This window comes from Paucimonas lemoignei (assembly GCF_004342585.1).
Lineage (GTDB): Bacteria > Pseudomonadota > Gammaproteobacteria > Burkholderiales > Burkholderiaceae_D > Paucimonas > Paucimonas lemoignei.
Map to the genome: position 1 here is coordinate 36,872 of NZ_SLZQ01000004.1, position 12,764 is coordinate 49,635.

Sequence of the window (12,764 nt, forward strand, 5' to 3'; positions counted from 1 at the left end):
CCGGATATGCACGTACGCGACCTGACCCAATTCCTCGCCGAACTGGCAGAGAACAATAATCGCGCCTGGTTTGTCATGAACAAGCCGCGCTACGATATCCTGCGCGCGGAATTTCTGGAACTGGTGACCGAGCTGATTGCCGGCATTGCCAAGTTCGATCCGGCCGTCGCGGATTGCAATCCGCGAAAAGCCTTATTCCGGATTAACCGCGACTTGCGCTTTGCTCGCGAAAAAATCCCTTACAAGACCCACTTTGCCGCGTCCATCACTGCCAGCGGCATGAAAAAACCCAGCCAGGGCGGCGGACCGGCGTATTACTTCCACATCAACGCCGATGGTGAACTGCTGGTGGCGGGTGGCGAATATCTGCCGCCGCCGCAGCGCTTACGGGCGATTCGCCAGCAAGTCATCGATGATGCCGATGGTTTTGCCCAGCTGCTGAAGAATAAAAAACTGGTGCAGGGTTTTGGCGGCTTGCAGGAAGAAGACAAGCTTGCACGGCCACCCAAGGGTTTCGATCCCGACATCCCGCACATCGAAGCCATCAAGCTCAAGAGCTTCATCGTGTGGAAGGAAAGCGATATCCGCGGCAATATCCCGAAGGATCTGAAAAAGGAATTATTGAGCAGCTTTCGTGATGCCTACCCGCTGGTAAGCTGGCTGCGGCAAATTCCCTTGGTCTGAATGGCGACGCCCTTCAGACCGTTCCTTCCGGATTTTCCGATTCTTCCGGTGCTTGCGTAGCCCGGACAAAAATCGGCGCCACCATTAAGCCCACTTCATAAAGTAGGCACAACGGCACGGCCAGGAAGAGCTGGCTCATGATATCCGGTGGCGTAACGATCGCCGCCAGCACGAATGCCGCCACGATGACGTAGGGACGGATCGCCTTGAGCTTTTCGACGGAAACGATACCCATGCGCACCAGCACGATCACCACGATCGGCACTTCAAAGGTAATGCCAAAAGCCAGGCACATGGTCATGACAAAATCGAGGTAGTTTTCGATATCCGGCGCAAAGGAGATTGACTGCGGCGCGAAGTTATAGATGAATTTGAAGACCTGGCCGAACACGAGGAAATAGCAAAATGCCACGCCGATCAGGAACAATACCGAGGTTGAAATCACCAGCGGCGCCACCAGGCGCTTTTCGTGTGCATACAAGCCCGGCGCAATGAACGCCCACGCCTGGTACAGCACCCATGGCAGCGCAACGATGAAAGCCGCAAGCAAGGTGATTTTCATCGGCACCAGGAAAGGCGTGATGACGCCGGTGGCGATCAACTTCGATCCCGGCGGCAGCGCGGCGATCATGGGGTGCGCCAGAAAATCGTAAATGGCGCCCGGACCTGGCGTGAGCATCAGGATACCGAAGACGATCAGCACGCCTGCCGATGCCTTCATGATGCGGTTGCGTAGCTCGATCAGGTGCGAGATGAACGAGTCTTTGACGTCGGCGAAGTCTTGGTCTTCAGTCATGGTATTGCGACTGCACGATAGCGGCCGGCATCAATGGAAAAAGGCCTGGGATTTGCGTGCGGCAGAAGCTGGCCGGTATTTGGCCACGCGCCCGGCTGCCGAAAGAACACGAGTCCTGTGGCCGGTCTGCCGCTTGTACCAGGAGGGAATGCTGGAAGAACGAAGCAGTTTTTTCTTGCGGAAGGTCCTGGCTTTTTCGGTCAGGCTTTCCGGCGTCGGCGGGTCCAGCAGGGACTGCCGCTCCATGGCGGCTTCGTTTGCTTCACTGACGGCACTGTGGATAGTCCGCTCGGCGTCTTCCACATCTCGCTTGACTTCATCGGCGGCCTCGCGCATTTCCTGCTGCATCTTGCGCAATTCGTCCAGCTCGATCTCGCGGCTGACTTCGGCTTTCACCTGATTCATGTAACGCTGCGCCCGGCCGAAAAGCGAGCCAGCCATGCGAGCGACACGCGGCAGCTTCTCGGGGCCGATCACCACCAGCGCCACCACGCCGATCAGAGCGATTTTGGTCAGTCCAATATCGATCATGGAAGGACGCCGACCTCAGGAATCAAAATGATCAAGCCTTGTTTTTTTCGCGAGCTTCGACATCGATCGTGCTCTTGTCGGCGACTTGCTGCGGCGGTGCGGCAGGCTGGTCTTCCTCACCCTTGACGCCATCCTTGAAACCCTTGACGGCCTTGCCCAGGTCGGAACCGATGTTGCCCAGTTTTTTGGTGCCAAAAATCAGCATGACCACTACCAGAACAATCAGCCAGTGCCAAATACTCATGGAACCCATGTTGCTTCTCCTCGCGGAACGCCTTGCGTCCCAATGTCAGTAACTTACTCGTTTAACGGATGCCGCGCCAGGGACGCGGACCACCCAGCACATGCAAATGCAGATGGTACACCTCTTGACCGCCATCGGGTCCGATGTGGAACTGGGTGCGGAAACCACCCTGCCCCGGACCTTCAGCGGCAGGCGTATAGCCGCAACCCTGTTCCTTGGCCAGCTTCGGTGCCAGCAACATCATTTTACCCAACAATGCGGCATGGCTTTCATTGCAATCCGCAAGTGTTGCGACATGTTGTTTCGGGATGATTAAAAAATGGACCGGAGCAGCAGGATTGATGTCATGAAAGGCAATGACGTCATCATCCTCATAGATGGTTTTCGATGGAATTTGTTTAGCCGCAATCTTGCAGAAAATACAGTTATCCACGCCTGATCCTTTATGAATGGCTAATGTCCGTCAGTCCTGACCTTCATCCTGCTCGCGGGTCTTGAGCTTGCGGCTGGCTTTTTCCTCGATGCCGGAAATGCCTTCGCGGCGCGCCAGTTCATCCAGCACATCCTGAGGCGTCAGGTTGAATTGCGCCAGCATGATCATCGAATGGAACCACAGGTCGGCGCATTCGTACAGCAGCTTGGATGCATCAGCGCCACCGCGCACATCCTTGGCTGCCATGACCGTCTCGGTCGCTTCTTCACCGACCTTCTTCAAGATCGCATCGTCGCCCTTGGAAAACAGGCGCGACACATAGGATTTGTCGGGATCGCCGCCATTGGCCAGCTTGCGCGATTCGATCACGGCTGCCAAGCGGTTCAGGGTATCGCTCATGATGTCGGGACTCTATTTGTAAATGCTTTCCGGGTCTTTCAAGACTGGCTCGACCGCTTGCCACTCGCCGCCGGCCTCGAGCTTTTCAAAGAAGCAGGAATGGCGGCCAGTGTGGCATGCAATGCCGCCAGCCTGTTCGACTTTCAGCAATACCACGTCCTGGTCGCAATCGAGGCGGATTTCATGGACTTTTTGCGTGTGGCCGGATTCCTCACCCTTGTGCCAAAGCTTTTTGCGCGAACGGCTCCAGTAGACGGCTTCGCCTAGTTCAAACGTTTTGGCAAGAGCGTCGCGATTCATCCAGGCAAACATCAGCACATCGTTGCTGCCGACTTCCTGCGCAATGACGGGGACCAATCCCTGCTCATCCCATTTGACATGGTTGAGCCATTTATCGCTGGCGCTCATACCTGCCTCACCGGAATGTTGCGCTCGGCCATGAAGCGCTTGGCTTCACTGACGGTATGCTGACCATAGTGGAAGATGCTGGCAGCCAGCACGGCATCGGCATGGCCCTGGGTAATGCCGTCGGCCAGATCCTGCAAGCCGCCGACGCCGCCGGATGCAATCACCGGCACGTTGACGGCGTCCGACACCGCGCGGGTCAGCGCCAGATCGAAGCCACTCTTGGTGCCATCGCGATCCATGCTGGTCAGGAGTAACTCGCCTACGCCCAGCTGTTCCATCTTTTTCGCCCACTCGACGGCATCGATGCCGGTGGCCTTGCGGCCGCCATGCGTGAAAACTTCCCAGCGGCCTTCGCTTACCTGCTTGGCGTCGATCGCCACGACGATGCATTGCGAGCCGTATTTTTGCGCCGATTCATACACCAGTTGAGGATTCGCCACAGCGGCGCTATTCATGCTGACCTTGTCGGCGCCGGCGTTCAGGAGCCGGCGCACATCTTCCACCGCACGCACGCCGCCACCCACGGTCAGCGGGATAAATACCTGCGACGCCACGGCTTCGATGATGTGCAGGATAAGATCGCGCTCGTCGGAGGTCGCGGTGATGTCGAGAAAAGTGATTTCGTCGGCGCCCTGATCGTCATAGCGGCGCGCAATCTCGACGGGGTCACCGGCATCGCGCAGTTCGACGAAATTGATGCCCTTGACGACCCTGCCTGCGGTAACGTCAAGACAGGGAATGATGCGTTTAGCCAGCGCCATAAAACTTCGTTTAACCTTGATACGTGTTGCTTGGATTATTCAGCGTCGGCGAGTTCGTCGGCGAGTTCCTGCGCGCTGCGCAAGTCCAGCGTGCCTTCGTAAATCGAACGGCCGCAGATGACGCCTTCGATGCCTTCGGATTCGACTGCGCACAGCGCCTCGACGTCCTTGATGCTATGCACGCCGCCGGAAGCGATGATGGGAATCGTCACGCTTTGCGCGAGCTTGACGGTTGCATCGATATTCACGCCGCCCATCATGCCGTCGCGGCCGATGTCGGTATAGATAATCGATTCGACGCCGTAGTCTTCGAATTTTTTCGCCAGGTCGATGACTTCATGACCGGTCAGCTTGCTCCAGCCATCGGTCGCCACCTTGCCATCCTTGGCGTCCAGCCCGACGATGATCTGGCCGGGAAAGGCGCTGCAGGCATCGTGCAGGAAACCCGGGCTTTTCACCGCCGCCGTGCCGATGATGACGTATGACAGGCCGCCGTCCAGGTAGCGCTCGATGGTGTCGAGGTCGCGGATGCCGCCGCCCAGTTGCACCGGGATTTCTTCGATATCGTTCTCCACGGCGAATTCCTGCACCATGCGAATGATCGATTTCACGGCCGAAGCATTTTTCGGCGTGCCGGCGAATGCGCCATTCAAATCCACCAGGTGCAGGCGGCGCGCGCCCTGTTCCAGCCAGTGCCGCGCCATCTTGGCGGGGTCATCGGAAAACACGGTGGCCTGGTCCATATCACCTTGCTTGAGGCGTACGCAGTGACCGTCCTTGAGATCGATAGCAGGTATGAGCAGCATGGCTAGCGGTAAATTATTGTTGGTGAGTGAATGTTAAGTGTTAAGGAATTTACGGGTTCCAGTCCACGAAGTTTTTGTACAGGCGCAAACCTGCGGCAGCACTTTTTTCAGGATGGAACTGTGTTGCAAAAATATTTTCGCGCGCCACGGCACAAGTGAATACCTGGCCGTATTCCGTCTGCCCGACAATATCGTCGGCAGCATCCGGCACGGCATAGTAACTGTGCACGAAATAAAAATAGCTGTCGTCGGCGATACCTTGCCACAGCGGATGCGGGCGGGCTTGCTTGACCCGGTTCCAGCCCATCTGCGGCACCTTGTAGCGCGAGCCATCCGGCTGCAGCTGGCCATCGAGCTGGAAGCGCACGACCTTACCGGGCATCAGTGCCAGACAAGGCGTATCGCCTTCCTCGCTACGGTCAAACAGCATTTGCTCGCCGACGCATACGCCGAACAAGGGCTTGTTGCGCGCCGCCTCCAGTAATGCTTCTTCCACGCCGGATTCGCGCAGGCTGCGCATGCAGTCGCGCATGGCGCCCTGCCCCGGCAAGACGATCCGGTCCGCACTGCGGATATCCGCCGCCTCGCCAGAAATGCGCACATCGGCTTCCGGCGCGGCATGGCGCAAGGCTTGCGCTACCGAGCGCAAGTTGCCCATACCGTAATCTACCACCACAATTTTGTTCATGATAACGCTTGTAAACGCGGTTACCCTTGGACTTGACCTCGGGCCGTATCGTTTAGGTCTTCCTACAAACTACCTTTAGTTGAAGGAATCGTACCGGCGGCACGATCGTCGCGTTCAGTTGCCATGCGCAGGGCACGGCCGAAAGCCTTGAACACTGTTTCGCACTGATGATGAGCATTGGTGCCACGCAGATTATCGATATGCAGCGTCACTTGGGCGTGGTTGACGAAGCCCCGGAAAAATTCGCCGGTCAGGTCGACGTCGAAGCCGCCGATCATTGCGCGGGTAAACGGCACATGCAACTCCAGGCCGGGACGTCCGGACAAATCCACCACCACGCGCGACAACGCTTCATCGAGCGGCACATAGGCATGGCCGTAACGGCGGATGCCCTTCTTGTCGCCAACGGCCTTCGCAAACGCCTGTCCCAGGGTAATGCCGACATCCTCGACAGTGTGGTGCGCATCGATATGCAAGTCGCCCTTGGCTTCGATGTCCAGGTCGAACAAGCCATGGCGCGCGATCTGGTCGAGCATGTGGTCGAGAAAAGGAACGCCGGTATTCAGCTTTTGCTGGCCCGTGCCATCGAGGTTGATGGCAACGCGGATTTGCGTCTCATTGGTGTTGCGCGTGACTTCCGCGCTGCGTTGCATGGACATGGTCTTTTGTAAGGACAATAAATTTAGCTTGGTGCCATGGCTCGTAGCCATGGGCCAGTTTGTAATAATGCGTGCATTTTACCCATATTTTAGGCAGGAATTCTGTCCACACCTTACAAGAGATGAAATGAACGGCATTACAGCGATTAATATTGCAATTAAAGTAATGTTTATTGCCTAGTTTGGCATTATGACACCGCTTCCGGCGCTGTCGGCTCGGCGGGCAATTCGGCCAGGCGCCGCTGAATCATTTCACAATAAGTTGGATTCAACTCGAATCCGGTAAAGTGCCGTCCGCAGCGCCGAGCCGCGACGGCGGTAGTGCCGCTGCCCATGAATGGGTCCAGCACCATGCCGCCCGACGGACAGGAAGCCTTGATCATGCGCTCGATGATTTCCAGCGGCTTCTGCGTGGGGTGGTCGGCGCGCTCGCGATGCTCGCGGTGCAGGCGCGAGACGCTCCAGACATCCTTGGGGTTGTAACCCATCTCCAACCATTTGGCGCCGACGAAGATCGACCGGGTGCGCGCCTTCTTGGTCTGTTCATCGTAGGGAATGCGCACGGCGTCGAGATCGAAATAGTAATCCTTCGACTTGGCGAAGAAACCGACGGTGTCGTGCACCGACGAGTAACGCCGGGTGCTACCGCCCATCGATGGCACGCGCCGGTCCCAGATGATCTCATTCACCATCATCATGCGTTGCTTGAGCATCACGAATACTTCCGGCGAATAGCGCCAGGTCAGGAAAATATACAGGCTGCCGTTGGCTTTCAGCTTGGGCAGCGCGATATCTACCCACTGCTCCATCCAGGCGAGATAGGCTTGGGTGTCGAGCTTGTCGGAATCGTTGCCGTAATCCTTGCCCAGGCCATAAGGCGGATCGGCGATGATCAAATCGACCGAGGCATCCTCGATGCGCGCCATGCCTTGGAGCGCATCTTCGCAATAGACGCGGTCGAGCCACTCGCTCATGCGCTTACCTTCGCGCGCGGCTTCATTTCAGGCGCAGTTCCGCCGAACGGGCATGAGCTTGCAAGCCCTCACCGTAAGCCAGTTCCGCTGCCACCTTGCCCAGCGTTTGCGCCCCGGCTTCGCTGACCAGGATGACGCTCGAGCGCTTCTGGAAATCGTACACGCCCAGCGGCGAGGAAAAGCGCGCGGTGCGCGAAGTCGGTAATACGTGATTGGGGCCGGCGCAATAATCGCCCAGCGATTCGGATGAGTAGCGACCAAGGAACATGGCGCCGGCATGGCGGATCAGGTCAGCCCAGCGCTGTGGCTCGGTTGCGGAAATTTCGAGATGTTCGGCGGCGATGAAATTGGCGATCTCGCAGGCTTCTTCCATGTCACGCACTTTGACCAGGGCGCCGCGGTTGGTCAGCGACGTGCGGATCACTTCCTGGCGCGGCATGTCGCCGATGAGCTTGTCGATGCTGGCTTGCACGCGGCCGATATAGGCGGCGTCCGGGCACAGCAGGATGGATTGCGCCAGCTCGTCATGTTCGGCTTGCGAAAACAGGTCCATGGCGACCCAGTCGGGGTCAGTCGAACCATCGCACAGCACCAGGATTTCCGACGGGCCAGCGATCATGTCGATGCCCACCACGCCGAACACGCGGCGCTTGGCGGCAGCCACGTAGGCATTTCCGGGGCCGACGATCTTGTCCACGGCAGGAATGGAATCGGTGCCGTAAGCCAGTGCGCCGACGGCTTGCGCGCCGCCAATGGTGAAGACACGGTCAACACCGGCAATCGCGGCAGCGGCCAGCACCAGCGGATTTTTCACGCCATCCGGCGTCGGCACCACCATGATGACTTCCGCCACGCCGGCAACCTTGGCGGGAATCGCATTCATCAGCACGGACGAGGGATAGGCAGCCTTGCCGCCCGGGACGTAGATGCCGACGCGGTCCAGCGGCGTGACTTTTTGACCAAGCACGGTGCCGTCGGCTTCGGTATAGGTGAACCCGGCCGAGCCGCATTCAATCTTCTGGCGCTCGTGATAGGCGCGCACACGGTCGGCGGCAGTTTGCAGCGCGGCGCGGCGCGGCGCCGGCAATTGATCGAGCGCCGCCAGCAAATCGGCGCGCGGGATTTCCAGCGCTGCGACGCTGGTGGCCTGCAAGCGATCGAAACGGTTGGTGTATTCCAGCACTGCGGCATCGCCACGCGCCTTAACGTCGGCCAGGATGGCGGCGGCGGCGCGGTCGATGGCTTCATCCTCGGTGGCTTCAAAGGCCAGCACATGCGCCAGCTGTTTCTTGAATTCAGGCTGAGTGGAATCGAGGGTGCGAATCTGGATAGTCATGACAGTTCACTTTCCGGCACGGCGCGATGTGCGCCGTGGCTGTTTTCACCTTAATCGTTGTTGGCTTGCGAAGCGCGCTCGAAAGCTTCCAGGATGGGCTGCAGGCGCTCGCGCTTGAGTTTCAGGGCAGCCTGGTTGACCACCAGGCGCGAGGATATCGGCATGATGTGCTCGACTTCGACCAGGTTGTTGGCGCGCAGGGTGCCGCCGCTGCTGACCAGGTCGACGATGGCGTCCGACAAACCGACCAGCGGCGCCAGCTCCATCGAGCCATACAGCTTGATCAGGTCCACGTGCACGCCCTTGGCGGCGAAATGTTCGCGCGCGCATTGCACGTACTTGGTCGCCACGCGCAGCCGCGCCCCGTGGCGCACCGCACTGGCGTAATCGAAACCGGCCTGCACCGCCACCGACATGCGGCACTTGGCGATGTTCAAATCGATCGGCTGGTACAAGCCTTCGCCGCCATGCTCCAGCAACACATCCTTGCCGGCCACGCCGAAGTCGGCAGCGCCGTACTGCACGTAGGTCGGCACGTCGGACGCGCGCACGATGATCACGCGGATTTGCGGATCGTTGGTCGGCAGGATCAGCTTGCGCGAGCTTTCCGGGTCTTCCGTGACGGTGATGCCGGCTGCCTGCAACAGCGGCAGGGTTTCCTCGAAAATGCGTCCCTTGGACAGGGCCAGCGTCAGTTGGCGTTCCATTATTTCACCCTCACGATATCGGCGCCCACGCCTGACAGCTTGACTTCCATGCGGTCGTAGCCGCGGTCCAGGTGGTAGATGCGGTCCACCAGGGTCTGACCTTGCGCGGCCAGCGCAGCGATGACCAGCGAGGCCGAGGCACGCAGGTCGGTCGCCATCACCGGCGCGCCGACCAGCTTGTCGACGCCTTTCACCAATGCGGTATGGCCATCGATTTCAATGGCGGCGCCCAGGCGGTTCAATTCCTGCACATGCATGAAGCGGTTTTCAAAAATCGTTTCCGAAATGCGGCCCACGCCTTCGGCGATGCAATCCAGCGCCATGAACTGCGCCTGCATATCGGTCGGAAAACCCGGGTATTCGGTCGTGCGGAAGCTGACGGCCTTGGGGCGCGCAGCCATTTGCGCGCGAATCCAGTCGGGGCCGGAAGTCAGCACCACGCCGGCTTCGCGCAGGCGATCCAGCACGACGTCGAGAATGTCGGTCCGGGTATTGGTCAGCGTGATATCGCCGCCGGCAGCCGCGACCGCGCACAGGAAGGTGCCGGTCTCGATGCGGTCGGCAATCACCGCGTGGCTGGCGCCATGCAGCTGGTCGACGCCCTGGATCACCAGGCGCTCGGTGCCGATGCCATCGATCTTCGCGCCCATGGCTACCAGCAGGTTGGCCAGGTCGGTCACTTCCGGCTCGCGCGCGGCGTTTTCCAGCACGGTCTCGCCTTCGGCCAGCGTCGCCGCCATCAGCAGGTTTTCGGTGCCGGTGACGGTAATCATGTCGGTGGTGATGCGCGCGCCTTTCAGGCGCTTGGCGCGCGCGTGAATATAGCCGGCTTCGATGGTGATGTCGGCGCCCATCGCCTGCAAGCCCTTGATGTGCTGGTCCACCGGGCGCGAGCCGATGGCGCAGCCGCCAGGCAGCGAGACCTTGGCCTCACCAAAGCGCGCCAGCAAGGGTCCCAGCACCAGGATCGAGGCGCGCATGGTTTTGACCATTTCATAAGGCGCCTCCAGCTTGTCGACAGCCTTGCCATTCAATGCCACCCGGTCGCCATCCTGCTCGATGCCCAGGCCCATCTGGCGCAAGAGTTTCAGCATGGTGTTCACATCCTGCAGATGCGGCACGTTTGACAATTGCACCGTCTCGGCCGTCAACAGGCCGGCGCACAATATCGGCAACGCGGCGTTCTTGGCGCCGGAAATGGCGATCTCGCCGGCGAGGCGCTTGCCGCCTGTAATCAGTAATTTATCCATTGTTCTTATATTCTTCCGACGTCAGGGTTTTCATGGACAAGGCATGGATTTCCGCCTTCATGCGGTCGCCCAATGCCGCGTACACCAGCTGATGACGCTGAATCAAACGTTTGCCGGCAAAGGCATCGGATACGATGACGGCCGTGAAATGCTGGCCGTCGCCTTCAACTTCCAGGTGGGAGCAGTCGAGGCCGGCAGCGATGTAGCTTTTTACCAGTTCCGGAGTAGGCAGCATGGTTTCAAAATCCTTTTAATAGCCGTGCCTATTTATGTTCAGGCACAAGTCGGGCGCACATCATGGCATCAACACCTGCACGATCGGCGGCACGATAACAGATGCCGACGCCATGCGATCAATGGCGCAATTTATAGCCAATCTTTAGCAAATGAATCGCAAAGCCGGCCAGAACCACGAAAAATACCGCCACGATGGTAAAGCTGGTCAACGGATTGACATCGGACTGGCCAAAGAAACCGTAGCGGAACCCGTCGATCATGTAAAAGAATGGGTTAAAGCGCGACACGGTTTGCCAGAACGATGGCAGCGAATGAATCGAATAAAACACGCCGGCGAGGAATGTCGCGGGCATGATCAGGAAGTTCTGGAAAGCGGCCAGCTGATCGAATTTTTCTGCCCAGATTCCCGCAATCAATCCCATCGTACCGAGAATGAAGGCGCCCAGCAAGGCGAAAAGGATGATCCAGGCCGGCGCGACAAACGACAGGTGCGCGAACCAGACAGTGATCAGGAACACGCCCGTCCCCACAACCAATCCGCGCAATGCGGCGGCCAGCACGTATGCGCTGAACAATTCCCAGTGCGACAGCGGCGGCAGCAGCACGAACACGAGGTTGCCGGTAATCTTGGACTGGATCAGCGAGGACGAGGAATTGGCAAAGGCATTCTGCAGTACGCTCATCATGACCAGTCCCGGGACCAGGAATGCCGTATAGCTGACGCCTTTGTACACCTCGACATGCTCTTCAAGCACATGGCCGAAGATCAGCAGATACAGCATGGCAGTCAGGATCGGCGCGGTGATGGTTTGCGTCGCCACTTTCCAGAAGCGCAACAGCTCCTTGTAAAGCAAGGTACGGAATCCAATCATTTTTCATTCCCCATCATCTGGATAAAGACGTCTTCCAGATCGGCTTGCTGCAATTGCATGTCTTCGATCTTTGCCCCCGCTTCGCGCAAGCGCGCCAGGATAGGCTCGACCTCGGCGAAGTCATTCACGCGCAAGGAATAGGTATTCCCGCGCAGGAGTTCATCCGGATGCATCACCAGCGGCTTGAGGCTGTCCGGCAACTGGCCGCTTGCCAGCGTCACCACGAGTTGCGATGAGCCGGAAATGCGCTTGATCAGGGCCGCAGTGGTATCCAGCGCCACCACCTTGCCGCCTTTGAGCATGGCGATGCGGTTACATAGCGCTTGCGCTTCTTCCAGATAATGGGTCGTCAGCACAACGGTATGACCGTCGCGGTTCAGGCGGCCAATGAATTGCCACAGCGTCTGGCGCAACTCCACATCGACGCCGGCCGTCGGCTCATCCAGCACGATGACCGGCGGCTTGTGCACCAGGGCCTGCGCCACCAGGACACGGCGCTTCATGCCGCCTGACAGTGCACGCATATTGGCGTCCGCCTTGTTGGTGAGATCGAGATTGAACATCACCTCGTCGATCCAGGCATCGTTGTTCTTCAAGCCAAAATAGCCGGACTGCATGCGCAGGGTTTCGCGCACGGTGAAGAAAGGATCGAAGACCAGCTCCTGCGGCACGACGCCGAGCATGCGCCGCGCCTGGCGATAATCGCTCACGACGTCATGCCCGTGGATCGTCACCTTGCCGGCATCGGCACGGTTCAGGCCGGCGATGATGGAAATCAGCGTGGTCTTGCCGGCGCCGTTCGGACCGAGCAAACCGAAAAACTCGCCCTGTCCGATCGACAGCGAGACGCCACCCAGTGCCTGCAGGGACTTGTAGCGTTTTTCAACATTGGTAATCTGGATTGCCGCCATGATGGCTGATGTGCTTTTTTTGCATTGGATACCAATGAAATGCCCGTAATGGCATATTCCTTGGCGAA

At 58.7% G+C, this 12,764-nt stretch carries 18 protein-coding genes; 1 reads left to right on the forward strand and 17 read right to left on the reverse strand.

The genetic code is table 11. The features are described from left to right. Positions 1-6 precede the first annotated feature (6 nt). Positions 7-684: a DUF2461 domain-containing protein gene (locus tag EDC30_RS07410; RefSeq protein WP_132258196.1), complete on the forward strand. Its 678-nt coding sequence runs from the start codon at positions 7-9 to the stop codon at positions 682-684. Between the two features lie 13 nt (positions 685-697). On the opposite strand, the gene tatC is transcribed toward EDC30_RS07410, so the two are convergent. From tatC to EDC30_RS07495, 17 genes are all read right to left on the reverse strand, one after another. Then, positions 698-1,480 carry a twin-arginine translocase subunit TatC gene (gene tatC, locus EDC30_RS07415; protein ID WP_132258197.1) on the reverse strand — a complete coding sequence of 261 codons (783 nt, stop codon included), beginning with the start codon at positions 1,478-1,480 and terminating at the stop codon, positions 698-700. 30 nt (positions 1,481-1,510) lie between these two features. Next, entirely contained in the window at positions 1,511-2,011 is a 501-nt protein-coding gene (gene tatB, locus EDC30_RS07420) for a Sec-independent protein translocase protein TatB (protein ID WP_132258198.1), read from the reverse strand. Between the two features lie 31 nt (positions 2,012-2,042). Continuing rightward, positions 2,043-2,264, reverse strand: a complete 222-nt coding sequence (gene tatA / locus EDC30_RS07425; RefSeq protein ID WP_132258199.1) for a Sec-independent protein translocase subunit TatA — start codon at positions 2,262-2,264, stop codon at positions 2,043-2,045. 52 nt (positions 2,265-2,316) lie between these two features. Then, positions 2,317-2,688, reverse strand: coding sequence for a histidine triad nucleotide-binding protein (locus tag EDC30_RS07430; protein WP_132258200.1), 372 nt, complete (start codon positions 2,686-2,688; stop codon positions 2,317-2,319). 30 nt (positions 2,689-2,718) lie between these two features. After that, positions 2,719-3,087: a phosphoribosyl-ATP diphosphatase gene (locus EDC30_RS07435; RefSeq protein ID WP_132258201.1), complete on the reverse strand. Its 369-nt coding sequence runs from the start codon at positions 3,085-3,087 to the stop codon at positions 2,719-2,721. 12 nt (positions 3,088-3,099) lie between these two features. After that, positions 3,100-3,495 (reverse strand): phosphoribosyl-AMP cyclohydrolase, encoded by a 396-nt coding sequence (hisI, locus tag EDC30_RS07440; protein ID WP_132258202.1) that lies wholly within the window; start codon positions 3,493-3,495, stop codon positions 3,100-3,102. Further along, positions 3,492-4,256 (reverse strand): imidazole glycerol phosphate synthase subunit HisF, encoded by a 765-nt coding sequence (gene hisF / locus EDC30_RS07445; protein WP_132258203.1) that lies wholly within the window; start codon positions 4,254-4,256, stop codon positions 3,492-3,494. The genes hisI and hisF overlap by 4 nt, the downstream gene beginning before the upstream one ends. A 35-nt stretch (positions 4,257-4,291) precedes the next feature. Next, on the reverse strand, positions 4,292-5,062 hold the full coding sequence (gene hisA / locus EDC30_RS07450) for a 1-(5-phosphoribosyl)-5-[(5-phosphoribosylamino)methylideneamino]imidazole-4-carboxamide isomerase (RefSeq protein WP_132258204.1): 771 nt from the start codon (positions 5,060-5,062) through the stop codon (positions 4,292-4,294). A gap of 49 nt (positions 5,063-5,111) precedes the next feature. Beyond that, a complete protein-coding gene (hisH, locus tag EDC30_RS07455; protein WP_132258205.1) occupies positions 5,112-5,750 on the reverse strand; it encodes an imidazole glycerol phosphate synthase subunit HisH in 639 nt (212 codons plus the stop codon). Positions 5,751-5,812: 62 nt separating this feature from the next. Further along, a complete protein-coding gene (gene hisB, locus EDC30_RS07460; RefSeq protein ID WP_424446909.1) occupies positions 5,813-6,403 on the reverse strand; it encodes an imidazoleglycerol-phosphate dehydratase HisB in 591 nt (196 codons plus the stop codon). A gap of 194 nt (positions 6,404-6,597) precedes the next feature. Further along, positions 6,598-7,383 (reverse strand): DNA-methyltransferase, encoded by a 786-nt coding sequence (locus tag EDC30_RS07465; protein WP_132258207.1) that lies wholly within the window; start codon positions 7,381-7,383, stop codon positions 6,598-6,600. A 22-nt stretch (positions 7,384-7,405) separates the two neighbouring features. After that, the gene (hisD, locus tag EDC30_RS07470; protein WP_132258208.1) at positions 7,406-8,719 is read right to left on the reverse strand and encodes a histidinol dehydrogenase; all 1,314 of its coding nucleotides are present in this window, start codon (positions 8,717-8,719) and stop codon (positions 7,406-7,408) included. A gap of 50 nt (positions 8,720-8,769) precedes the next feature. Beyond that, complete coding sequence (gene hisG, locus EDC30_RS07475) at positions 8,770-9,426, reverse strand: ATP phosphoribosyltransferase (protein WP_132258209.1); 657 nt, start codon at positions 9,424-9,426, stop codon at positions 8,770-8,772. Then, complete coding sequence (murA, locus tag EDC30_RS07480) at positions 9,426-10,676, reverse strand: UDP-N-acetylglucosamine 1-carboxyvinyltransferase (RefSeq protein ID WP_132258210.1); 1,251 nt, start codon at positions 10,674-10,676, stop codon at positions 9,426-9,428. Before murA ends, hisG begins: the two co-directional genes overlap by 1 nt. Continuing rightward, positions 10,669-10,911, reverse strand: a complete 243-nt coding sequence (locus tag EDC30_RS07485) for a BolA family protein (RefSeq protein WP_132258211.1) — start codon at positions 10,909-10,911, stop codon at positions 10,669-10,671. Before EDC30_RS07485 ends, murA begins: the two co-directional genes overlap by 8 nt. A 118-nt stretch (positions 10,912-11,029) precedes the next feature. Further along, positions 11,030-11,785, reverse strand: coding sequence for an ABC transporter permease (locus EDC30_RS07490; RefSeq protein WP_132258212.1), 756 nt, complete (start codon positions 11,783-11,785; stop codon positions 11,030-11,032). After that, positions 11,782-12,696, reverse strand: a complete 915-nt coding sequence (locus EDC30_RS07495) for an ABC transporter ATP-binding protein (protein ID WP_132258213.1) — start codon at positions 12,694-12,696, stop codon at positions 11,782-11,784. Before EDC30_RS07495 ends, EDC30_RS07490 begins: the two co-directional genes overlap by 4 nt. Between the last annotated feature and the right edge of the window lie 68 nt (positions 12,697-12,764).